General features: G+C 66.8%; 20 protein-coding genes. 14 read left to right on the forward strand and 6 right to left on the reverse strand.

Annotated elements, in window-relative coordinates:
- Positions 1-5: 5 nt before the first annotated feature.
- Both AC1DOM_RS10860 and AC1DOM_RS10865 read right to left on the reverse strand, forming a co-directional pair.
- The gene (locus tag AC1DOM_RS10860; RefSeq protein ID WP_498963137.1) at positions 6-1,169 is read right to left on the reverse strand and encodes an acyl-CoA dehydrogenase family protein; all 1,164 of its coding nucleotides are present in this window, start codon (positions 1,167-1,169) and stop codon (positions 6-8) included.
- 98 nt (positions 1,170-1,267) lie between these two features.
- Positions 1,268-2,056 (reverse strand): glycine zipper 2TM domain-containing protein, encoded by a 789-nt coding sequence (locus AC1DOM_RS10865; protein WP_498963474.1) that lies wholly within the window; start codon positions 2,054-2,056, stop codon positions 1,268-1,270.
- 237 nt (positions 2,057-2,293) lie between these two features.
- Between AC1DOM_RS10865 and AC1DOM_RS10870 the strand changes: the two genes are divergently transcribed.
- Entirely contained in the window at positions 2,294-2,509 is a 216-nt protein-coding gene (locus AC1DOM_RS10870; RefSeq protein WP_498963139.1) for a DUF6116 family protein, read from the forward strand.
- Positions 2,509-3,276 carry a TatD family hydrolase gene (locus tag AC1DOM_RS10875; RefSeq protein ID WP_498963141.1) on the forward strand — a complete coding sequence of 256 codons (768 nt, stop codon included), beginning with the start codon at positions 2,509-2,511 and terminating at the stop codon, positions 3,274-3,276. The genes AC1DOM_RS10870 and AC1DOM_RS10875 overlap by 1 nt, the downstream gene beginning before the upstream one ends.
- 29 nt (positions 3,277-3,305) lie before the next feature.
- On the opposite strand, the gene AC1DOM_RS10880 is transcribed toward AC1DOM_RS10875, so the two are convergent.
- Complete coding sequence (locus AC1DOM_RS10880) at positions 3,306-4,121, reverse strand: tRNA threonylcarbamoyladenosine dehydratase (protein WP_498963143.1); 816 nt, start codon at positions 4,119-4,121, stop codon at positions 3,306-3,308.
- A gap of 83 nt (positions 4,122-4,204) precedes the next feature.
- Here AC1DOM_RS10880 and AC1DOM_RS10885 point away from each other — a divergent pair, with 83 nt between their 5' ends.
- The 6 genes from AC1DOM_RS10885 (at position 4,205) to AC1DOM_RS10910 (ending at position 9,829) form a co-directional block, all read left to right on the forward strand.
- The gene (locus AC1DOM_RS10885; protein ID WP_498963145.1) at positions 4,205-4,621 is read left to right on the forward strand and encodes a hypothetical protein; all 417 of its coding nucleotides are present in this window, start codon (positions 4,205-4,207) and stop codon (positions 4,619-4,621) included.
- Between the two features lie 156 nt (positions 4,622-4,777).
- Positions 4,778-5,239, forward strand: coding sequence for a glycine zipper 2TM domain-containing protein (locus tag AC1DOM_RS10890; protein ID WP_498963147.1), 462 nt, complete (start codon positions 4,778-4,780; stop codon positions 5,237-5,239).
- A gap of 208 nt (positions 5,240-5,447) precedes the next feature.
- Positions 5,448-6,563, forward strand: coding sequence for a M35 family metalloendopeptidase (locus AC1DOM_RS10895; RefSeq protein ID WP_498963149.1), 1,116 nt, complete (start codon positions 5,448-5,450; stop codon positions 6,561-6,563).
- Positions 6,564-6,627: 64 nt separating this feature from the next.
- The gene (locus AC1DOM_RS10900) at positions 6,628-7,116 is read left to right on the forward strand and encodes a DUF456 domain-containing protein (RefSeq protein WP_498963151.1); all 489 of its coding nucleotides are present in this window, start codon (positions 6,628-6,630) and stop codon (positions 7,114-7,116) included.
- A gap of 109 nt (positions 7,117-7,225) precedes the next feature.
- Positions 7,226-8,491, forward strand: a complete 1,266-nt coding sequence (locus AC1DOM_RS10905; protein WP_498963476.1) for a phospholipase D-like domain-containing protein — start codon at positions 7,226-7,228, stop codon at positions 8,489-8,491.
- Positions 8,492-8,527: 36 nt separating this feature from the next.
- Entirely contained in the window at positions 8,528-9,829 is a 1,302-nt protein-coding gene (locus AC1DOM_RS10910; protein ID WP_498963153.1) for a mechanosensitive ion channel domain-containing protein, read from the forward strand.
- A 4-nt stretch (positions 9,830-9,833) separates the two neighbouring features.
- Here AC1DOM_RS10910 and AC1DOM_RS10915 read toward each other — a convergent pair whose 3' ends face one another.
- Both AC1DOM_RS10915 and AC1DOM_RS10920 read right to left on the reverse strand, forming a co-directional pair.
- Positions 9,834-10,241, reverse strand: coding sequence for a hypothetical protein (locus AC1DOM_RS10915; protein ID WP_498963155.1), 408 nt, complete (start codon positions 10,239-10,241; stop codon positions 9,834-9,836).
- Complete coding sequence (locus AC1DOM_RS10920) at positions 10,238-11,791, reverse strand: fumarate hydratase (protein WP_498963157.1); 1,554 nt, start codon at positions 11,789-11,791, stop codon at positions 10,238-10,240. The genes AC1DOM_RS10915 and AC1DOM_RS10920 overlap by 4 nt, the downstream gene beginning before the upstream one ends.
- Positions 11,792-11,902: 111 nt before the next feature.
- Between AC1DOM_RS10920 and AC1DOM_RS10925 the strand changes: the two genes are divergently transcribed.
- The 6 genes from AC1DOM_RS10925 to AC1DOM_RS10950 all read left to right on the forward strand — a co-directional run bounded on the left by AC1DOM_RS10925 (position 11,903) and on the right by AC1DOM_RS10950 (position 17,545).
- Entirely contained in the window at positions 11,903-12,514 is a 612-nt protein-coding gene (locus AC1DOM_RS10925; protein ID WP_498963159.1) for an RNA polymerase sigma factor, read from the forward strand.
- A complete protein-coding gene (locus AC1DOM_RS10930) occupies positions 12,504-13,037 on the forward strand; it encodes a hypothetical protein (RefSeq protein WP_498963161.1) in 534 nt (177 codons plus the stop codon). The genes AC1DOM_RS10925 and AC1DOM_RS10930 overlap by 11 nt, the downstream gene beginning before the upstream one ends.
- Before the next feature lie 31 nt (positions 13,038-13,068).
- On the forward strand, positions 13,069-13,974 hold the full coding sequence (locus AC1DOM_RS10935) for a DUF4097 family beta strand repeat-containing protein (protein ID WP_498963163.1): 906 nt from the start codon (positions 13,069-13,071) through the stop codon (positions 13,972-13,974).
- Between the two features lie 120 nt (positions 13,975-14,094).
- Positions 14,095-15,936: an ABC transporter ATP-binding protein gene (locus AC1DOM_RS10940; protein WP_498963165.1), complete on the forward strand. Its 1,842-nt coding sequence runs from the start codon at positions 14,095-14,097 to the stop codon at positions 15,934-15,936.
- A gap of 29 nt (positions 15,937-15,965) precedes the next feature.
- On the forward strand, positions 15,966-17,123 hold the full coding sequence (locus AC1DOM_RS10945; protein ID WP_498963167.1) for a PQQ-dependent sugar dehydrogenase: 1,158 nt from the start codon (positions 15,966-15,968) through the stop codon (positions 17,121-17,123).
- Positions 17,120-17,545 carry a GFA family protein gene (locus tag AC1DOM_RS10950; RefSeq protein ID WP_498963169.1) on the forward strand — a complete coding sequence of 142 codons (426 nt, stop codon included), beginning with the start codon at positions 17,120-17,122 and terminating at the stop codon, positions 17,543-17,545. The genes AC1DOM_RS10945 and AC1DOM_RS10950 overlap by 4 nt, the downstream gene beginning before the upstream one ends.
- Here the strand turns inward: AC1DOM_RS10950 and AC1DOM_RS10955 are convergent.
- Positions 17,542-18,597, reverse strand: a complete 1,056-nt coding sequence (locus AC1DOM_RS10955; protein WP_498963171.1) for a LysR family transcriptional regulator — start codon at positions 18,595-18,597, stop codon at positions 17,542-17,544. The two genes, AC1DOM_RS10950 and AC1DOM_RS10955, sit on opposite strands and share 4 nt — an antisense overlap.
- Between the last annotated feature and the right edge of the window lie 80 nt (positions 18,598-18,677).

Below are 18,677 nucleotides of genomic sequence, written 5' to 3' on the forward strand. Positions count from 1 at the left end.
GGGCGTCAGAACGCGCTGATGCCCGTGAGTTCGCGGCCGATCACCAGCTGGTGCACGGTTTCCGTGCCTTCGTAGGTGATCACCGACTCGAGGTTGAGGGCATGGCGGATCGCGCCGTGCTCGGTGGTGATGCCGGCGCCGCCGAGCAGGTCGCGGCATTCGCGCGCGATGTCGATGGCCATGCGGCAGTTGTTCCACTTCGCCAGCGAAACCTGCGAGGGCTGCATCTTGCCGGCGTCCTTCAGGCGACCCAGCTGCAGCACGAGCATCTGCGCCAGCGTGATGCGGCGGGCCATTTCGGCCATCTTGATCTGCGCGCTCTGCGTGGCCGCGACGGGGCGGCCGAAGAGCATGCGTTCCTTGGTGTAGTGCAGCACTTCGTCCAGGCACGCGATGGCCGCGCCGATCGGACCCCAGGTGATGCCGTAGCGCGCCTGCGTCAGGCAGCCCAGCGGACCCTTCAGGCCCTTCACGTTCGGCAGGCGGTTGGCTTCGGGCACGCGCACGTTGTCGAAGAACAGCGCGCTGGTCACCGAGGCGCGCAGCGACATCTTGTGCTTGATCTCCTGCGCGGCGAAGCCGGCCATGCCCTTCTCGACGACGAAGCCCTGGATGCCGTCGTCGGTTTGCGCCCACACGATCGCGATGTCGGCGAGGTTGCCGTTGGTGATCCACATCTTCGAACCATTGAGGACCCAGTCGTCGCCGTCGCGGCGCGCGTTGGTCTTCATGTTGGCCGGGTCCGAGCCGCCCTGCGGTTCGGTCAGGCCGAAGCAGCCGATCACCTTGCCCGCGGCCATGTCGGGGAGCCAGCGCGTGCGCTGCTCTTCGGTGCCGTAGGCGAAGATCGGATACATGCACAGCGAGGACTGCACGCTGACGAAGCTGCGGATGCCGCTGTCGCCGCGTTCGAGTTCCTGGCAGATCAGGCCGTAGCTGACGGCGTTGAGGCCGGCGCAGCCATACTTTTCGGGCAGCGAGGAACCGAGCAGGCCGAGTTCGGCGATTTCGCCCACCAGCTCGCGCGGGAAGCGGGCCTGGTCGAAGGCATCGCCGATGATCGGGATGACGCGTTCGTCGGTAAAGCGCGCGACCGTGTCCTGGACGGCGCGCTCCTCTTCGCTGAGCAGGGAGCGGACGTCGAACAGATCGTAGGGATGCAGGGCCATGGGGGGCTTGGATGCGGACGGAAGCCCGACATTGTAGGTAAAAAAATGGGGCCGGATCGCTCCGGCCCCATCTGGTAACGGTTTCCGCTTGTCCGGCCTTAGCCGTTGTCGTCGCTGCCCGCGGCCGAGGCGACCTGCGTCATGACCTGCCCGTCGACCACCGGCAGGCGCTGGCCGGGCTTCTCGTCCATGCGGACGGTGTGTTCCTGGCCTTCATAGCGGTAGGTCACGTCGTAACCGACGGTCCGGGACTCGCTGCCCAGCGAGATGCGGCTGCCCGGCTTGTCGCCGGTCCGCATGGTGCCGGTGGTGCCGTCCGGGTTGCGGTAGGTCACGTTCCACGCGACGGTCCGCGAGGACTGCGAGGTCGAGGTCTCGGTGTGGCACTGGCGCTCGGTCTTGTCGACCACCTTGCCGCCCACGTGGCGCTTGTCGATCTCGCGACCGGCGAAGCCACCGGCCACCGCACCGGCGACGGTCGCGGCCTTCTTGCCGTTGCCGCTGCCGACCTGGTTGCCGAGCAGGCCGCCGACCACCGCGCCGACGACCGTACCGCCGACGTTGCCGTCGCGTTCCGGGGCGCGTTCCTGCACGACGACGTCCTGGCAGACCTCGTGCGGCGAGGAGGTGGTGCTGGTTTCCTTGATCGGCTCGGTGCCGATGACCTGCGCGTAGAGCTTTTCGGACTTCTTGATCGGCTGCACGCCGATCACGTCGGCGTATTCGACCTTCGGGGTGGCCTGCACGCCGGTGTCGTCCAGCGGCTGGTCGGCCGCCGCGTCCGCCGGGTTGGCGGCCAGCGACGCCGAGGGCTGCACGTCGGCGGCGACGTCGGCCTTGCCACGGTTGTTCATGAAGGCTGCGGTGGCCACRCCGCCCACGAGCAGCGCAGCGAGGGCAATGGCGAGTGTGTTGTTCTTCAACATGGCGGTAGGCCTCCTTCGGCCTTTTTCGTACTTGCTTCGGCGGCACGAGCGCCGGCGTCGGGAAAGATTCCAACACTTCCTTCCTGAACGGCCACCCCGCAATTTGACAAGTTCTTAACCGAATCGTGAAGCACGGCACGATCGCTGCAGGCTGCGTGCTAGCGTTGGATGAACGCAGCATTCAGGAGCGCCCCGTCCATGCCCAACCCCATCACCAACCGGGTGCTCGGGTTTCTGTCGAAATTGAGTTTCCCCCGCTTGTTCCTCATCACCGCGGCCTTGTTCGTACTCGATACCGCGATCCCCGATTTCATTCCCTTCGCCGACGAAATCCTCCTCGGCCTGGGCACCCTGCTGCTCGCGGGCCTTCGCAAGCGCAAGGCACCGGACGTCATCGAAACACCCCGACGCTGATGCACGCGCTGGTCGATACGCACTGTCATCTCGACGTTGCGGAATTCGACGCCGATCGCGACGCCGTCGTCGCACGCGCGCGCGAAGTCGGCGTCACCCGGCAGATCGTTCCGGCCATCGAAGCGAACACCTGGCCGAAATTACGCGACGCATGCGCCCGCGACGAAGGCCTGTTCCCCGCCTACGGCCTGCATCCGATGATGATCGCCGCCCATCGGGAACACCATTTGCGCGAACTGCGCGACTGGATCGAACGCGAACGTCCGGTCGCCATCGGCGAATGCGGCCTGGATTACTGGATCGAAGATCTCGACCGCGACGTGCAAGCCACCTACTTCGACGGACAACTGTCTTTGGCGCGCGAATACGACCTGCCAGTCATCGTGCACGCACGACGCGCCGTGGATGCCGTGATGGCGGCGATCAAACGCATCGGCAATCTGCGCGGCGTCATCCACAGCTACGCCGGCAGTGAAGAACAGGCGCGGCAACTCGCCGACCTGGGCTTCCTCATCGGCATTGGCGGGCCGGTGACATACGCGCGTGCGAACCGTGTACGGCGCGTGGCGGCGACGGTGCCCCTCGAAACGCTGCTGCTGGAAACCGACGCACCGGATCAACCTGATTGCGCACACCGCGGGCAGCGGAACGAACCTGCGCGCATGGTGCGGGTGCTGGAGACGATCGCGGAGTTGCGCGGGGAAGATCCTGCGGTTATCGCGAAGGCGACCACGGGGAACGCAGAGAGATTGTTCGGGTTGGTTTGACGCATCCACCAGAACGGCGCAGCGGGGCGTCAGGCCGAGGCGATCACGCCTTTCTCGGCCTTGACCTTCAACAACACCTCCATCGCCTTCCCCACCGCGGCAAACGCAAACGCCCCGGTGACATGCGTCGCCGCCCCCAACCCCGCGCCGCAATCCAACTTCAACGCCGCATCGGCATCCATCTGCGGCCGCACCCCGCACACGCTGCCATCGGCTTGCGGATACTTCACGTTCTCCAGCGAATAAACCGCCGAAATCCCGAAATACCGATCCTTGCTGCGCGGAAAATTGAACTCGCCGCGCAACTTCTTCCGGATCAGCGAGAGCATCGCATCGTGTTCGGTGCGCGAGAGGTCGCGTACGCGGACTTGCGTGGGATCGGTGCGGCCGCCGGCCGAGCCGACGGTGATCATCGGTAGCTTGCGACGCCGACACCATGCGATCGAAGTCACCTTCGTCCGGAAACTGTCGCAGGCATCCAGCACGAGGTCGAAGTTGCGATCGAGCAAGGTGTCGAGGTTGCTGGCCGTCAGGAAGTGCTGCACCGGATCGACATCGATCTGCGGATGGATCGCACGCACCCGCTCGGCCATGACCTGCGCTTTGTTGCGCCCGTAATTCCCGGTCATCGCAGGCAACTGGCGATTGGTGTTCGACACGCACAGATCATCCGCATCGACCAGCGTGAGATGTCCGACCCCCGAACGCGCCAACGCCTCGGCCGCCCACGCGCCCACGCCGCCCAGGCCGATGACGGCCACGCGCCGCGTGTCGAGGCGCTCCACCGCGCCACGCCCATAGAGCCGGTCGATGCCGGCGAATCGATCCCGCAAGTCCTGTCGCATACCGCGCATTCTAGCGAAGCCGCGCCCGCGGCCCCGCCCCTCTGCTACCCTCGCCGCCACACCATCCACGCAGGAGCACGGACATGGCAGGCACCGGGGCGCGTTACTTCTTCCTCTTCCTTGTCGGCCTGGTGGTGGGCGCGATCCTCACCGTGATGGCGGTGCGCACGTGGCAGGCGCGGCAGGATCCCTTCCCCGATGCGTTGATGCACGTCCAGCAATGGCATGCGGTGCAACTGAAGAACAACCTCGAAGCCAACCGCTGCAACGCGACCGACACGCTGCCGCACTTCAATGCGCTGCGCCTGACCGCAGACGATATCGAAGCTGCCTTCCCCGACCTGCGCGACGACGCGCGATTCACCAAGGCCGCCGGTGGCTTCCGCGCAGCATTGGATGCAGCGCGCGCGAATCCGCCGCTCACCTGCCCCGCCCTGGCGAAGACGATGGAATCCATCGGCAACGCGTGCAAGGCGTGCCACCAGGATTTCCGCGGTTGATATTGCAAGCCCGATTGCATCGCTGATTTGCATTGCTGAAGATCTGGCAACTGAACACGCGCTGATGCGCGCGCGGCAAAAGCCGCGCGCTTGATGCCCTGTTCACCGCGCGACTCACAGCATCGGTGTCCGGACAAACACCGACAGGAGAGTCGCATGAAGATGCACATGCTTGCTGCAGCCGCCGTCGCCACCCTCGCGCTCGCGGGCTGCGCATCGACGTCGCCGTCCTACAACGGCACGTCTGGTTACAACACCCCGCCGCCGGCGCAGAGCTGCTACGACTGCGGCACCGTCACGCGCATCGACGCGGTGGGTTCGCAGCAGACCAGCGGCACCACGGGCGCGGTCCTGGGTGGCGTGGTCGGCGCGGTCGCGGGCCATGAGCTCGCGAAGAACACGAGCAACGGCAAGCAGAATGCCGCCACGGTCGCCGGTGCGGTCGGCGGCGCGGTCGCCGGCTCGGCGATCCAGAAGAACATGAACAAGGCGCAGAGCTACAACGTCTACGTGCGCATGGACAACGGCAACACGGTCACGCTCAACCAGACCGATGTCGGCGGAATCCGCGAAGGCGCGTATGTGCGCGTCTACAACGGCCGCGCCTGGGCGAACTGATCAGCGATCCAGCCCCAAGTTCGTCCTTGTTCGAGGCCGCCTCCGGGCGGCCTCTTTTTTGCATCCCCTTCACGCGCGCTTCGCGCATATGCGGCGGGCAGCGACTGCTGCAGCGCAGAATGCGGGCGCCTTCGCCCGGGCCTATGGTCGGCCGGTCCGCCGCAGAGCGGGCATCGCGCTTCCAACCACTTCCGGGGGTTCCGCTCGCATGAAACTGTCCGTCAGCCAGACCGTCGTCGCATCCGCCCTCCTCGCCGGTTCGATCGCCGCGGTCTCGACCGCCGCACCGCCCACCGCGCGCAACAATCCGCTGCAGGTCAGCATGGTCGCCGCCACCGGCAAGGCCAGCGACTTCCTCGGCGCCGTCGAAGTGCGCATCACCAATACCAGTCGCAACACGGTGCGCGTGCCGAAGTGGCAGCTCCCGTCGGATTTCCTCGAAGCCCGCCTGTTCCAGGTGAGCCGCGACGGCAAGCCCGTGCAATACGAAGGCCCGCTGGTGAAGCGCGGCCTGCCGACCGCCGCGGACTTCGCGATCATTCGCCCCGGTCAAACCTATATCGCGAAAGTGGATCTCTCCGCTGCCTACGATCTGGCGCAAACCGGGCAGTACACGGTGACCTTCGCCTCGCCGCTGCAACACGCCTCGCTGTCGGGTGGCGCGATGCTGCGCCAAGCCTCCGGCGCGCCGATGATCGCGCGCTCGGCGCCGCTGCGCCTGTGGGTCGACGGCCGCGACCAGTTGCTCGGCAAGGCCGGCGGTAATGGTGCGAAGAAGCCGCCCACCGGCGGTGGCGGCACCGTCGTCAACGGCGTGAGCTACGTCGGTTGCACGACCTCGCAGATCAGCACCGCGGGCAGCGCGGTGAACAGCGCGCGCACCTACACCGAAAACGCGAAGGGCTATCTCAACGCCGGCACGGCGGGCCCGCGTTACACGACGTGGTTCGGCAGCTACACCTCGGCGCGCTATAACACCGCGAAGTCGCACTTCACTTCGATCGACGCGGCGATGGACCAGAGCGCCGGTGAGGTGAAGATCAACTGCGGCTGCAACCAGAGCTACTACGCCTACGTGTATCCGACCCGCCCGTACGAAATCTTCGTCTGCCGCGCGTTCTGGAGTGCGCCGCTGACGGGCACCGACTCGAAGGCCGGCACGCTCATCCACGAGATGAGCCACTTCAACGTCACCGCCGGCACCGACGACCACGTCTACGGCCAGGCGGGCGCGAAGAACCTGGCGATCACCGACCCGGCCGCGGCGCTGGACAACGCCGACAGCCACGAATACTTCGCGGAGAACACCCCGTTCCAGAACTGAGGCAAGATGCGGGAAACCGAACCCGGCCGAAAGGCCGGGTTTTTCGTGCAAACAGAGAACCCAGATGACCCAGCAAGCGTTGCTCTACGCCATCGCCGCCCTGCTCGTCCTCGTCGGCCTGGCCGGCGTGATCCTGCCCGCGCTGCCGGGGCTGCCCCTGGTCTTCGCGGGCATGTTGCTCGCCGCGTGGGCCGGCAATTTCCAGGAAATCGGATGGGTCACGCTCGTCGTGCTCGGCCTGATGACGGCGGTGTCGTTCGTGATCGATTTCTGGGCCACGGCGCATGGCGCCAAGCGCGTCGGCGCGAGCAAGCAGGCGATCTGGGGCGCGATCCTGGGCACCTTCGCGGGCCTGTTCGTGATGCCGCCGCTGGGGTTGTTCGTCGGCCCGTTCGTGGGCGCGCTCATCGGCGAGTTGATCCACGGACGGGAAATCCGGCAGGCCGCGAAGGTCGGCTTCGGCACGTGGCTGGGCATCGTGCTGGGCATCGTTCTCAAGCTGGGGCTGGCTTTCGCGATGCTCGGGGTGTTCGCGTTCGCCTGGTTTTTCTAGCGCGGCCCTTCCAGCGCGCCGCCCAATTCACGCGTCGGCTGCGGCCGCTTCTTTAACGTCGGTCGCTCCCATGGACCCGGGGCGCGCGATGCGCTGGAGCAAGACCCGCATGCTGACCGTCGTCATCGTCACCATCCTCGTGACCGGTTTGGTCGTCGTTCTCGGCCTGAACTTCGTCAAGCCGGAAAAACAGATCGAACGCAAGGTCGAACACCGTTACGCGGTGGCCGACCCGCAGTTCCGTCGCGAGATGGGCGTACTCCTCGGCCCCGCGATCCTCTCGCACAACGTGATCCAGGACCTGCAGAACGGCGACGAGATCTTCCCCGCGATGCTCGAAGGCATCCGCAGCGCGAAGAAGACGATCAGCTTCGAAACCTACATCTACTGGGAAGGCCAGATCGGCCGCGACTTCGCCGCCGCGCTGTGCGAGCGCGCGAAAGCCGGCGTGCAGGTCCACGTCACCATCGACTGGGCCGGCAGCTACAACATGGAAGAGTCCTTGCTCGACCAGATGAAACAGGCCGGCGTGCACGTGGTGCGTTATCGCCCGCTGCATTGGTACAACCTGGCGCGCATGAACAATCGCACCCATCGCAAGCTGCTGATCATCGACGGGCGCGTGGGCTTCACCGGCGGCGTGGGCATCGGCGATCCGTGGAAGGGCCATGGCCAGGACAAGGATCACTGGCGCGACATGCATTTCCGCGTCGAAGGCCCGGTGGTCGCGCAGTTCCAGGCGGCGTTCAACGACAACTGGATCAAGACCACGGGCGAAGTGCTCAACGGCCCCGACAACTTCCCGCCGCTGGAAAGCGCCGACGGCATGGACGCGCACCTGTTCCTCAGCTCGCCCAGCGGCGGCAGCGAGAGCATGCACCTGATGTACCTGATGGCGATCGCCGCGGCCACGCACACCATCGACCTGGAAGCGGCGTACTTCATTCCCGACAAATTGATCACCAATGCGCTGCTCGCGGCACGCAAGCGCGGCGTGCGCATCCGCGTGATCGTGCCGGGCAAGAACACCGATTCGGACGCCGCGCGCCACGCCTCGCGCATGGATTGGGGCCCGTTGTTGAAAGCGGGCATCGCGATCAGCGAATACGAACCGACCATGTTCCACAACAAGATGCTGATCGTGGACAAGGAGATGACGTCGGTGGGTTCGACCAACTTCGACCTGCGCAGCTTCCAGCTCAACGACGAGGCGAGCCTCAACGTCTACGACACGCAGTTCGCCGATCGCATGACGAAGATCTTCGAGCAGGACCTGGCGAAGTCGAAGGGCTATACCTACGAAATGTGGGAGAAGCGACCGCTCAAGGAGAAGTTCATCGAGCGCGTGATCCTGCCGATCCGCTCGCAGTTGTAGACTGGCGGGGCCTTTCCGACGCCACGACGGTTGCGAATGACCCGATCGCTCGCCGCGCGCCTTGCGCCCCTGCTGTTCCTGTTGTCCTTCGGCGCCCATGCCGGCGCGCCGGCCGCCACGCTGCCATCGGCCGCCACGTCGGTCGCCGGCGCCGTCGATGCGACCGACCGCGCGCTCGGCAAGCGCGTGGAAGCGCGCCTGGCCTCGCAACCGCAGTTGAGCGACGTGGACGTCAGCGTGATCAATCGCGTCGCGATGCTGCACGGCGAAGCGGTGACCAAGGCGGACATCGAGATGGCCGGCGCCATCGCCGCGCAGACCGCCGGCGTGACGGGCGTGGAGAACCGCGTCGAGCTCAGCACCAAGCTGTCCGATCGCTTCCAGGTGGCGGTGCGGGCGGTCGGCGACAAACTCGTGCGCCTGGTGGCGGCCACGCCCTTGCTGGTCATCGCGATGGCGATCGTGTTGCTGGCCGCGTGGATCGGCCGCAGCCTCTCGCGCCGCATGCGCTGGATGGCGCGCGTGCACAGCAACAACCCCTACATGGAGGCCCTGCTCCGCCGCCTGGTGCAGGGTGCGATCACGCTGGTCGGCATCCTGGTCGCGCTGGATCTGCTGGGCGCTTCTTCGCTCGTCGGCGCGGTGCTCGGCTCGGCGGGCGTCATCGGCCTGGTACTCGGTTTCGCGTTCAAGGACATCGCGGAGAACTACATCGCCGGCATCCTGCTCAGCCTGCGCCGGCCCTTCGCGCCGGGCGACCACGTGGTCGTGGATCGCGTGCACGAAGGCAAGGTGGTTGCGTTGACCTCGCGCACCACCCTGCTGATGACGCTCGACGGCAACCAGGTCGCGCTGCCCAACGCGCTGGTGTTTCGCTCCGTCGTCCTCAACTACACGGAAAACCCGAAGCGCCGCTTCGACTTCATCGTGCCGCTGGATCCGAACGCGTCGGTGGGCGATGCACTCCGGCTCGGCCTGGAACGCTTGCGCGGGATCAAGGGCGTGCTCGAGGATCCCAAGCCCAACGCGCTGATCGTCGAATACCTGCACGATCAATTGAAGGCGCAGTTCCTGGGCTGGGTCGACCAGCGCGAAAACAGCGTGCCGCGCGTGCGCAGCGAAGCGATGCGTGCGGTCAAGTCCGCGCTCGACAAGGGCGGCGTGCGCCGCGCCGGCACGCCGGCGCCCGCGGTCGAACCATCAATGCCCACGGTGGAACACGCGATGCACGTCGACACCTCGAAGGACAAGGAAATCGACGCGCAACTCGCCGAAGCGCAGCGCAAGTCCGAGGACGTGAACCTGCTCGACGACAAGAACCCCTCGACGCCGGAGTGAGGCGCTACTCCCCGTACATTAGCCAGTGGCGCGCGACGAATTCGTCGTTGGTCACGTAGACCTGCACGCCGCGTTCGCTGGCGAGGATCGAACCGTGTTCGCTGCCCTGCAGGTCGTCCTGCAGTTCGACGAAGGCGGTGCGGATCGCGCCGAAGCCGGCGTCGGCCATCGCGGCGATGACGGTGTCGACCTGTTCGAGCGGCACCGTGCCGTCGAGGTCTTCGACCACCAGCAGCCGCGTGGCGCCGTGCGCGCGGCAATACGTGCCGAGCATTTGCCACATGGCGATGGAGACTTCCAGGCTGTCGCGGCCTTCGTGCACGTAGGCGCGCACGTAGCCGTGGTGCTGTTCGAATCGCACCTTGAAGGGCTGGCCGTCGGCGTCGTGTTCGACGAGTGTCGGGGCGATCAAGCGACCACCACCGGGATGTTCCCGATGCGCGCTTGCCATTCCCGCGGGCCGGTCTCGTGCACCGACGTGCCCTTCGCATCGACCGCCACCGTGACCGGCATGTCCTGCACGGTGAATTCGTAGATCGCTTCCATGCCGAGGTCTTCGAACGCGACGACCTTCGAGGCCTTGATCGCCTTGGAGACCAGGTAGGCCGCGCCGCCGACCGCCATGAGGTAGGCCGAGCCGTGCTTGCGGATCGCCTCGATCGCGACCGGTCCGCGTTCGGCTTTGCCGACCATGCCGAGCAGGCCGGTCTGCGCGAGCACCTGTTCGGTGAACTTGTCCATGCGCGTGGCGGTGGTCGGGCCGGCGGGGCCGACGACTTCGTCGCGCACCGGATCGACCGGGCCGACGTAGTAGATGAAACGGCCGCGCAGGTCGACGGGCAAGGATTCGCCGCGGTTCAACATTTCGACGATGCGCTTGTGCGCGGCATCGCGACCGGTGAGCAGCTTGCCGTTGAGCAGCAGGACTTCGCCCGGTTGCCAGGTCGCGAGGTCTTCCTTCGTGAGCGTGTCCAGGTCGACGCGCCGGCCCTTGGACGCGTCGTAGGTGAGCTTCGGCCAATCTTCCAGCGACGGCGGATCCAGCATCACCGGCCCGCTGCCGTCGAGCACGAAATGCGCGTGGCGCGTGGCGGCGCAGTTGGGGATCAGCGCGATCGGCAGGTTCGCCGCGTGGGTCGGGTAATCCTTGACCTTGATGTCGAGCACCGTGGTCAGGCCGCCCAGGCCCTGCGCGCCGATGCCCAGCGCGTTGACCTTCTCGTAGAGCTCCAGGCGCAATTCCTCGGCGCGGTTGGACGCGCCGCGCGCCTGCAGCTCGACGATGTCGATCGGCTCCATCAGCGCTTCCTTCGCCAACAGCATCGCCTTCTCGGCGGTGCCGCCGATGCCGATGCCGAGCATGCCCGGCGGGCACCAGCCGGCGCCCATGGTCGGGACGGTCTTCAGCACCCAGTCGACGATGGAATCGGACGGGTTGAGCATCGCGAACTTCGACTTGGCTTCCGACCCGCCGCCCTTGGCCGCGACGATGACCTCGACCATGTTGCCCGGCACGACGCGGACGTTCACCACGCCCGGCGTGTTGTCCTTCGTGTTGGTGCGCTTGCCCGCAGGATCGGCGAGCACGCTGGCGCGCAGCTTGTTGTCGGGATGGTTGTAGGCGCGGCGCACGCCTTCGTGGACCATCTCCTCCACGCCCATCGTGGCGTCGTCCCAGCGGATGTCCATGCCGATGGTGAGGAAGACCGTGACGATGCCGGTGTCCTGGCAGATCGGGCGGTGGCCTTCGGCGCACATGCGCGAATTGATCAGGATCTGGGCGATCGCGTCCTTCGCGGCCACGCTCTGCTCGCGCTCGTAGGCGGCTGCGAGGTTCTTGATGTAGTCGACGGGGTGGTAGTAGGAGATGTACTGCAGGGCGTCGGCGACCGACTGGATCAGGTCTTCCTGGCGGATGGAGACGGGGCCTGCGGGGCGGGACGAAGGAGCAGCGTGGGTCACGGGACAACCGGGGGCGTGCGAAAGGCGCGATTCTAGCAAGTGCGCCCTGGCCCGGCCCGGCCCCCACGAGCCGCTCTAAACCCTGCCGGCTGCCCGTGCATCGGAGTGAGTATGCTGACCTCCGCCGTGACCGCATGGACACCACAAGCCACAGCAGCACTCCCGTCCGCCGAGCCCGGCGAGGACGTCGATGGCGCGTTGGTGCGTGCGGCGGGGCGTGGCGACGCGAGCGCTTTCGAGGCGATCTACCGGCGCCATAACGCGCGGGTCCACGGCGTGATCATGCGCCTGGTCGGCGGCCACGCCGGCCGCGCGGAAGACCTCACGCAGGAAGCCTTCGTGCGGTGCTGGCAGGCCCTGCCGGGCTATCGCTTCGAAAGCGCGTTCACCACCTGGCTGCACCGCCTGGCCGTGAACACCGCCCTGATGGAATTGCGCGCGCGCCGCAGCCGGCCGCAGGCCAGCGACGACGAGGACGCGCTCGACCAACTCGGCACGCCCGATTCGGCCGGCCACGGCACGGCGCTGACGATGGACCTGGAGCGCGCCGTGGCCACCCTTCCCCCGCGGGCGCGCGCAGTGCTGGTGTTGCATGACGTGGAAGGTTGGAAGCATGAAGAGATCGCCACCGAACTCGGCATGGCGGTCGGCAGTTCGAAGGCCCAGTTGCATCGCGCGCGCGGATTGCTGCGCACGCGCCTCGGAGGTTCCCATGACGCATGACATCGACAAACAAGACAGTCACCTCCCCGACGCGCTGCGATGGGAACTGCGCGCCCTGCGCACAGATCTCGCGCCCGCCGCCGACCTGTGGCCCGCGATCGCCTCGCGCATCGCCGCGACGCCGCAAGTCGCGTCCGCGCCGGTTCGCAAGTCCTGGCGCCCGCTCATTCCACTGGCCACCGCGGCCTCGCTCGCGCTGGCGCTCGGCATCGCCTGGCAGGTACGCCCCGTGACACCCGATGTCCCGGCGCCCGCCCCCGGCGTGCACGGCCGCATCATCGCCGTCGAAGCCGAAGCGATGACGCGCGAATACCAGGCGGCGCTGAAGGAGATCGATGCCTACACGCCGCCGCCGGCCAAGGGCGACGCGCAACTCAAGGTACTCGACCGCAGCGCCGCGCAGATCCGCACCGCGCTGGCGCGCGACCCGGACGCGCGCTTCCTGCTCGGCCGCCTGCAACGCACTTACACGCGGCGCCTGGAACTGACCCAGCGTTTGGCCCGCACTTCGCTCGCCAGCTGACCGCTCGCACCATTTTTTCGGAGACACCTCGATGACCCGCTCCCTGATCGCACTCACCCTCCTGGCCTGCGTGGCCGCACCCTCGGCGTGGGCCGCCACGCCGATCAACGAAACCCGTCCGCTCGACGCGCGTGGCCACATCGAGATCGAAAACCTCAAGGGCCGCATCCAGGTGCGCGTGTGGGACAAGAAGGAAGTCCACATCGGCGGCAGCCTCGGCAAGGGCGTCGAGAAGCTGGTGATCGACGGTGACGAGAACGACCTGGTCGTGCGCGTGGAATATCCGCGCGGCCGCAGCGGTTGGCGCAGCAACGACAACACCGAGCCGACCGACCTGATCCTCAACGTGCCGGTGCTGGCCGAACTGGAGATCGATTCGGTCTCGGCGACGGTCGATGTCGTCGGCACCGCGGGCGCCTCGCTGCAGATCGACAGCGTGAGCGGCGATGTCGTCGTCGCCGGCGCGCCGCGCGAGGCGGACATCGAAAGCGTCAGCGGCGATCTCACGCTCACCTTGAACACGCGCGACGTCAAAGCCTCGTCGGTCAGCGGCGACCTCAACCTGCGCGGCAAGCTCGACGGCGAGATGTCGGTGGAAACCGTCTCGGGCAACATCGAAGCCGACACCAACGGCAAGGCGCTGCGCCACATCTCGGTTTCGACGGTCTCCGGCGACGCCAAGGTGCGCGCCGGCCTGCAGAACGGCGGCGAGTTCAAGTCCGAATCGGTCAGCGGCGACCTGCACCTGATCCTGCCGAAGAACACCTCGGCGCAGGCCTCGGGCGAGACCTTCAGCGGCGATCTCACCGCGCCCGACGCGAAGATCGAACGCCCGAAGTACGGCCCGGGCGCGAGCTTCGAACACCGCTACGGCTCGGGCAACGGCCTGATCCGCATCGAAACCTTCTCCGGCGACGCGGAACTTGTCTTCGAGTAAGCGGTCCTAACCATTACGCAGCCGGGTCTCCCCTCCCCGGTTCCGTCCCTCGGGGGCGCGGTGCAGGCCGCGCCCCTTTCTTTTTTCCTCCATCACCCGCCGACCGCGACACTGGCGGGAATGGCCGACAACCCCACGCTCCGCGAACGCGTCGGCGCCCTGCGCAACCTGCCGCCGTTCCTGCGCGAGATCTGGGCGACCTCCCGCCCCCTGACGCTCACCAGCCTCGGCCTGCGCCTGGTCCGCGCGTTGCTGCCGATCGCAACGCTCTACGTCGGCAAGCTGATCATCGACGAAGCGGTGCGCCTGGTCGGCCAGGGCCTGGCCTTCGAATCGCTCCCCGCCGCATGGCACGGCGGCGCGATCGATCACCTGCTGACGCTGCTGCTGCTCGAATTCGGCCTGGCCATCGCCTCCGACCTGCTCGCCCGCCTGGTGAGCTACGCCGATTCGGTGCTGTCGGAGATGTTCACCAACGCCACCAGCGTGCGCCTGATGGAACACGCGGCGACGCTCGACCTGGAAGATTTCGAAGATCCCGAATTGCAGGATCGCCTCGACCGCGCGCGTCGCCAGACGATGGGGCGCATGAACCTGCTGAGCCAGTTGTTCGGGCAGGTGCAGGATGCGGTGACGGTGGTCAGTTTCATCGCGGGCCTGGTCGTGTACGCGCCGTGGCTGATCGTGCTGCTGGGCGTGGCGCTGATTCCGGCCTTCGTCGGCGAGTCGCACTTCAACGCGCTCAATTACCAACTCAACTTCCAGTGGACGCCCGAGCGCAGGCAGCTCGAATACCTCCGCCAGATGGGCGCGAGCGTCGAGACCGCGAAGGAAGTGAAGATCTTCAACCTGCACCGTTATTTCATCGCGCGGTATCGCGCGTTGTCGGCGCAGTTCCTGATCGCGAATCGCAGCCTCGCGCGACGACGCGCGCTGTGGGGTACCTTGTTGGCGGCCTTCGGCACGCTGGGTTATTACCTCGCGTACGGGTACATCGCCTGGCGCACGGTGAAGGGCGATTTCAGCATCGGCGACCTGACGTTCCTCGCCGGCAGCTTCCGCCGATTGCGTCAATTACTCGAAGGCCTGCTGGTCGGCTTCTCGCAGGTGGCGGGGCAAGCCTTGTATCTCGACGATCTGTATTCGTTCTTCGAGATCCAACCGGAAATCCGTTCCAAGCCCGGCGCCATCGCGATCCCGCGGCCCATCGCGCGCGGCTTCGCGTTCGAAGGCGTCGGCTTCCGCTATCCCGATGCCGAGCGCTGGGCCCTGCGCGAGTTGCACTTCGAATTGCGCGCCGGCGAAGTGCTCGCGCTGGTGGGCGAAAACGGCGCGGGCAAGACCACGCTCGTCAAACTGCTCGCGCGCCTGTACGACCCCGACGAAGGCCGCATCCTGCTCGACGGCCGCGATCTGCGCGACTACGACCTCGAAGACCTGCGCGCGAACATCGGCGTGATCTTCCAGGATTTCGTGCGCTATCACCTCACCGCCGCGGAGAACATCGGTGTCGGCCAGATCGACGCGATGGACGACCGCGCGCGCATCGAAGCCGCAGCGCGGCGCGCCTACGCCGACCAGGTCGTCGCCGGATTGCCGAATGGCTACGACCAGGTGATCGGCCGCCGCTTCCGCACCGGCGTGGATCTCTCCGGCGGCCAATGGCAGAAGGTCGCCATCGCGCGCGCCTACATGCGCGATGCGCAGGTCATGATCCTCGATGAACCCACCGCGGCGCTGGATGCGCGCAGCGAGTTCGAAGTCTTCCAGCGCTTCAAGGAACTCTCGCACGGGCGCACCGCGGTGCTGATCTCGCATCGCTTCTCCAGCGTGCGCATGGCCGACCGCATCCTCGTGCTCGACGAAGGGCGGCTGGAGGCCAGCGGGACGCACACCGAACTGCTCGCGCAGGGCGGGCGGTATGCGGAACTGTTCGAATTGCAGGCGGCGGGGTACCGTTGAGGCCGGGACCGAGCGGCGAGGAAGCGGGCATGATTCGGATGAGCTTGGCGATCGCGGCGTTGGTTTGCGCCACGGCGTGCAGTGCGCAGCAATCCTCGGCGAGCGGCGGAACCGCGAGCACGCCGGCGACGACCGCCTCCAACGGCATGCGCGTGGAAACGATCGCGCATGGCCTCGAACATCCCTGGTCGGTCGCGTTGTTGCCCGACGGCAACTTCCTGGTCACCGAACGCCCGGGCCGCCTGCGCCGCGTGGCGCCCGACGGTACGTTGGGCGAGCCGATCGCGAACGTGCCGGCGGTGTACGCACAAGGCCAGGGCGGATTGCTGGATGTCGCGCTCGCGCCGGATTTCGCGACGTCCAAGAAACTGTATCTGAGCTTCGCCGAACCGGGCGAAGACGACACGGCCGGCACCGCCGTGGCCCTCGCGACGCTGGTCGACACCGCGCTGCACGACGTGCGCGTGATCTATCGCCAGCAACCCAAACTCACCGGCACCAACCATTTCGGTTCGCGCATCGCCTTCGACGGCCACGGCCATGTCTTCATCACCCAGGGCGAGCGGCAGGACCGCATGAAGGCGCAGCAACTGGACATGTTGCAGGGCAAGCTCGTGCGCCTGAACCTGGACGGCAGCGTGCCCCAGGACAATCCTTTCGTCGGCCGCAAGGACGCGCGCCCGGAAATCTGGAGCTACGGCCATCGCAACATGCAGGGCCTGGCGATCGATCCACGCACCGGCACCCTGTGGGAAAGCGAGCACGGCCCGCGCGGCGGCGATGAAATCAACCTGCCGCAGCCCGGGAAGAATTACGGTTGGCCGATCATCACCTACGGCATCGATTACCCGGGCTACAAGATCGCCGAATCCATCGGCACCTCGGCGCCCAACATGGAACAACCGCACCACTACTGGGCGAAATCGCCGGGCCTGAGCGGAATGGCGTTCTACACCGGGCGCCCCGGCAGTGCATGGAACGACAGCCTGTTCCTCGGCTCGCTCGCCGAATCCAACCTGATTCGCCTGTCGCTGAAGGGCAACAAGATCGTCGGCGAAGAACGCCTGCTGCAGGACCTGGGCGCGCGCATCCGCGATGTGCGCGTGGGCAACGACGGCAAGGTGTACGTGTTGACCGACGAGCAGGACGGCAAGTTGTTGCGCCTCACGCCGCCGACGCGCCCATGATCGAAGGCGGCTGCCACTGCGGCAACATCCGTCTGTCGCTGGAATGGCCGGCCGATGCCCCGCGCATTCCCGCGCGTGCCTGTAGCTGCACGTTCTGCCGCAAGCATGGCGCGACGTGGACGTCGCATCCGCAAGCGGCGTTGGTCCTGCGCATCGCCGATGCAGCGCGCGTCGAACGTTACGCCTTCGGCACGCGCACGGCGGACTTCCACGTGTGCGCGCAATGTGGCGTGGTCGTCGCATCGACGTGCCGCATCGACGGCCGCGATTACGCGGTGGTGAACATCAACACCTTCGAAGGCGTGGATCCCGCACGATTCGACCGCAGCGACAGCGACGTCGAAGGCGAAACCGTCGACGCCAGGCTCGCGCGCCGGCGATCGCGCTGGATCGCCGACGTGCGGATCGCAGCCGGGCGCTAGGCCTCGACGCCCTCTTCCGCGTCTGCGGTCTGCGCCGCAGGCGCTTCGTCCGCCACCTTGCGCAGCGCAAGCCGATACGCATTGGCGATCGTCGCCGGCTTCTTGCCCACTTCGGTGCAGCTCGATCCGGGGCAGACGCCCTGCATCATGCCGGCGTCGAAATCCAGGCGCTCGACGAGGAAGTCGACGAACGCGCGCACCTTGGGCGACTGCACGCGGCCGCGCGGGAACACCGCGTTCATTTCGTACTCCGGCCCGTTCCACGCCGGCAGCACGCGCCGCACGTAACCGGCTTCGACGTAGGGCCGCATCATGATGTCGGTTCCGAGCATCAAGCCTTCGCCGGTGATCAGCGCGCCGCGCAGGCCGGCCGGATCGTTGGCGACGAACACCGGATCGACGCGGAACTCGGTGCTCTTGGTGCCGTCGTGGAGCGGCCAGCTGAAGCCCGCGCCGTTCTTGCGCTGCTTGTTCATCGCCAGCGTGCGGTGGTGCTGCAGGTCGTCGGGATGCAGCGGCTCGCCGTGTTTTTCGAGGTAGCGCTGGCTCGCATACACCTGCGTGCGCAGCGTCGCCAGGCGGCGCGCGACGAGGTTGGAATCGGGCAGGTTGCCCACGCGCAGCGCGACGTCGATTTCCTTGTCGATGATGTCGAGCGGCTCGTTGTTGAGTACCAATTCCACGCGGACTTCGGGATTGCGCTGGTGGAACTCGCCGAGCAGCGGCGCGATCCACTCGATGCCCATCGAATAGGGCGTGGTGATGCGCAACCAACCGCGCGGACCGCCCTGCAACTGGCCCACCGCGCTTTCGGCTTCGTCCAGTTCGCGCGCGATGCGCTGGCAATGTTCGTAATACACGTTGCCCGCTTCGGTCAGCCCGAGCTTGCGCGTCGTGCGGTGGAGCAACTGCGCGCCCAGGCGCGTTTCCAGGTCCTGCACCTTGCGGCTGACCGTGGTCTTGGGAAGCCGCAACGCGCGCGCCGCGGAAATGAAACTGCCGTGCTCGACCACCTTGACGAAGATCAGGGTGTCGTTGAGATCGCGGGCCATGCGTGGCTCCTCTGGGCCGCGGTCACGTAGGGGGGAGGAACATTGGACCGGGGCCGGGACAATTATTCCCCGTTTTGCCA

Source organism: Lysobacter sp. P5_B12 (genome assembly GCF_056400425.1).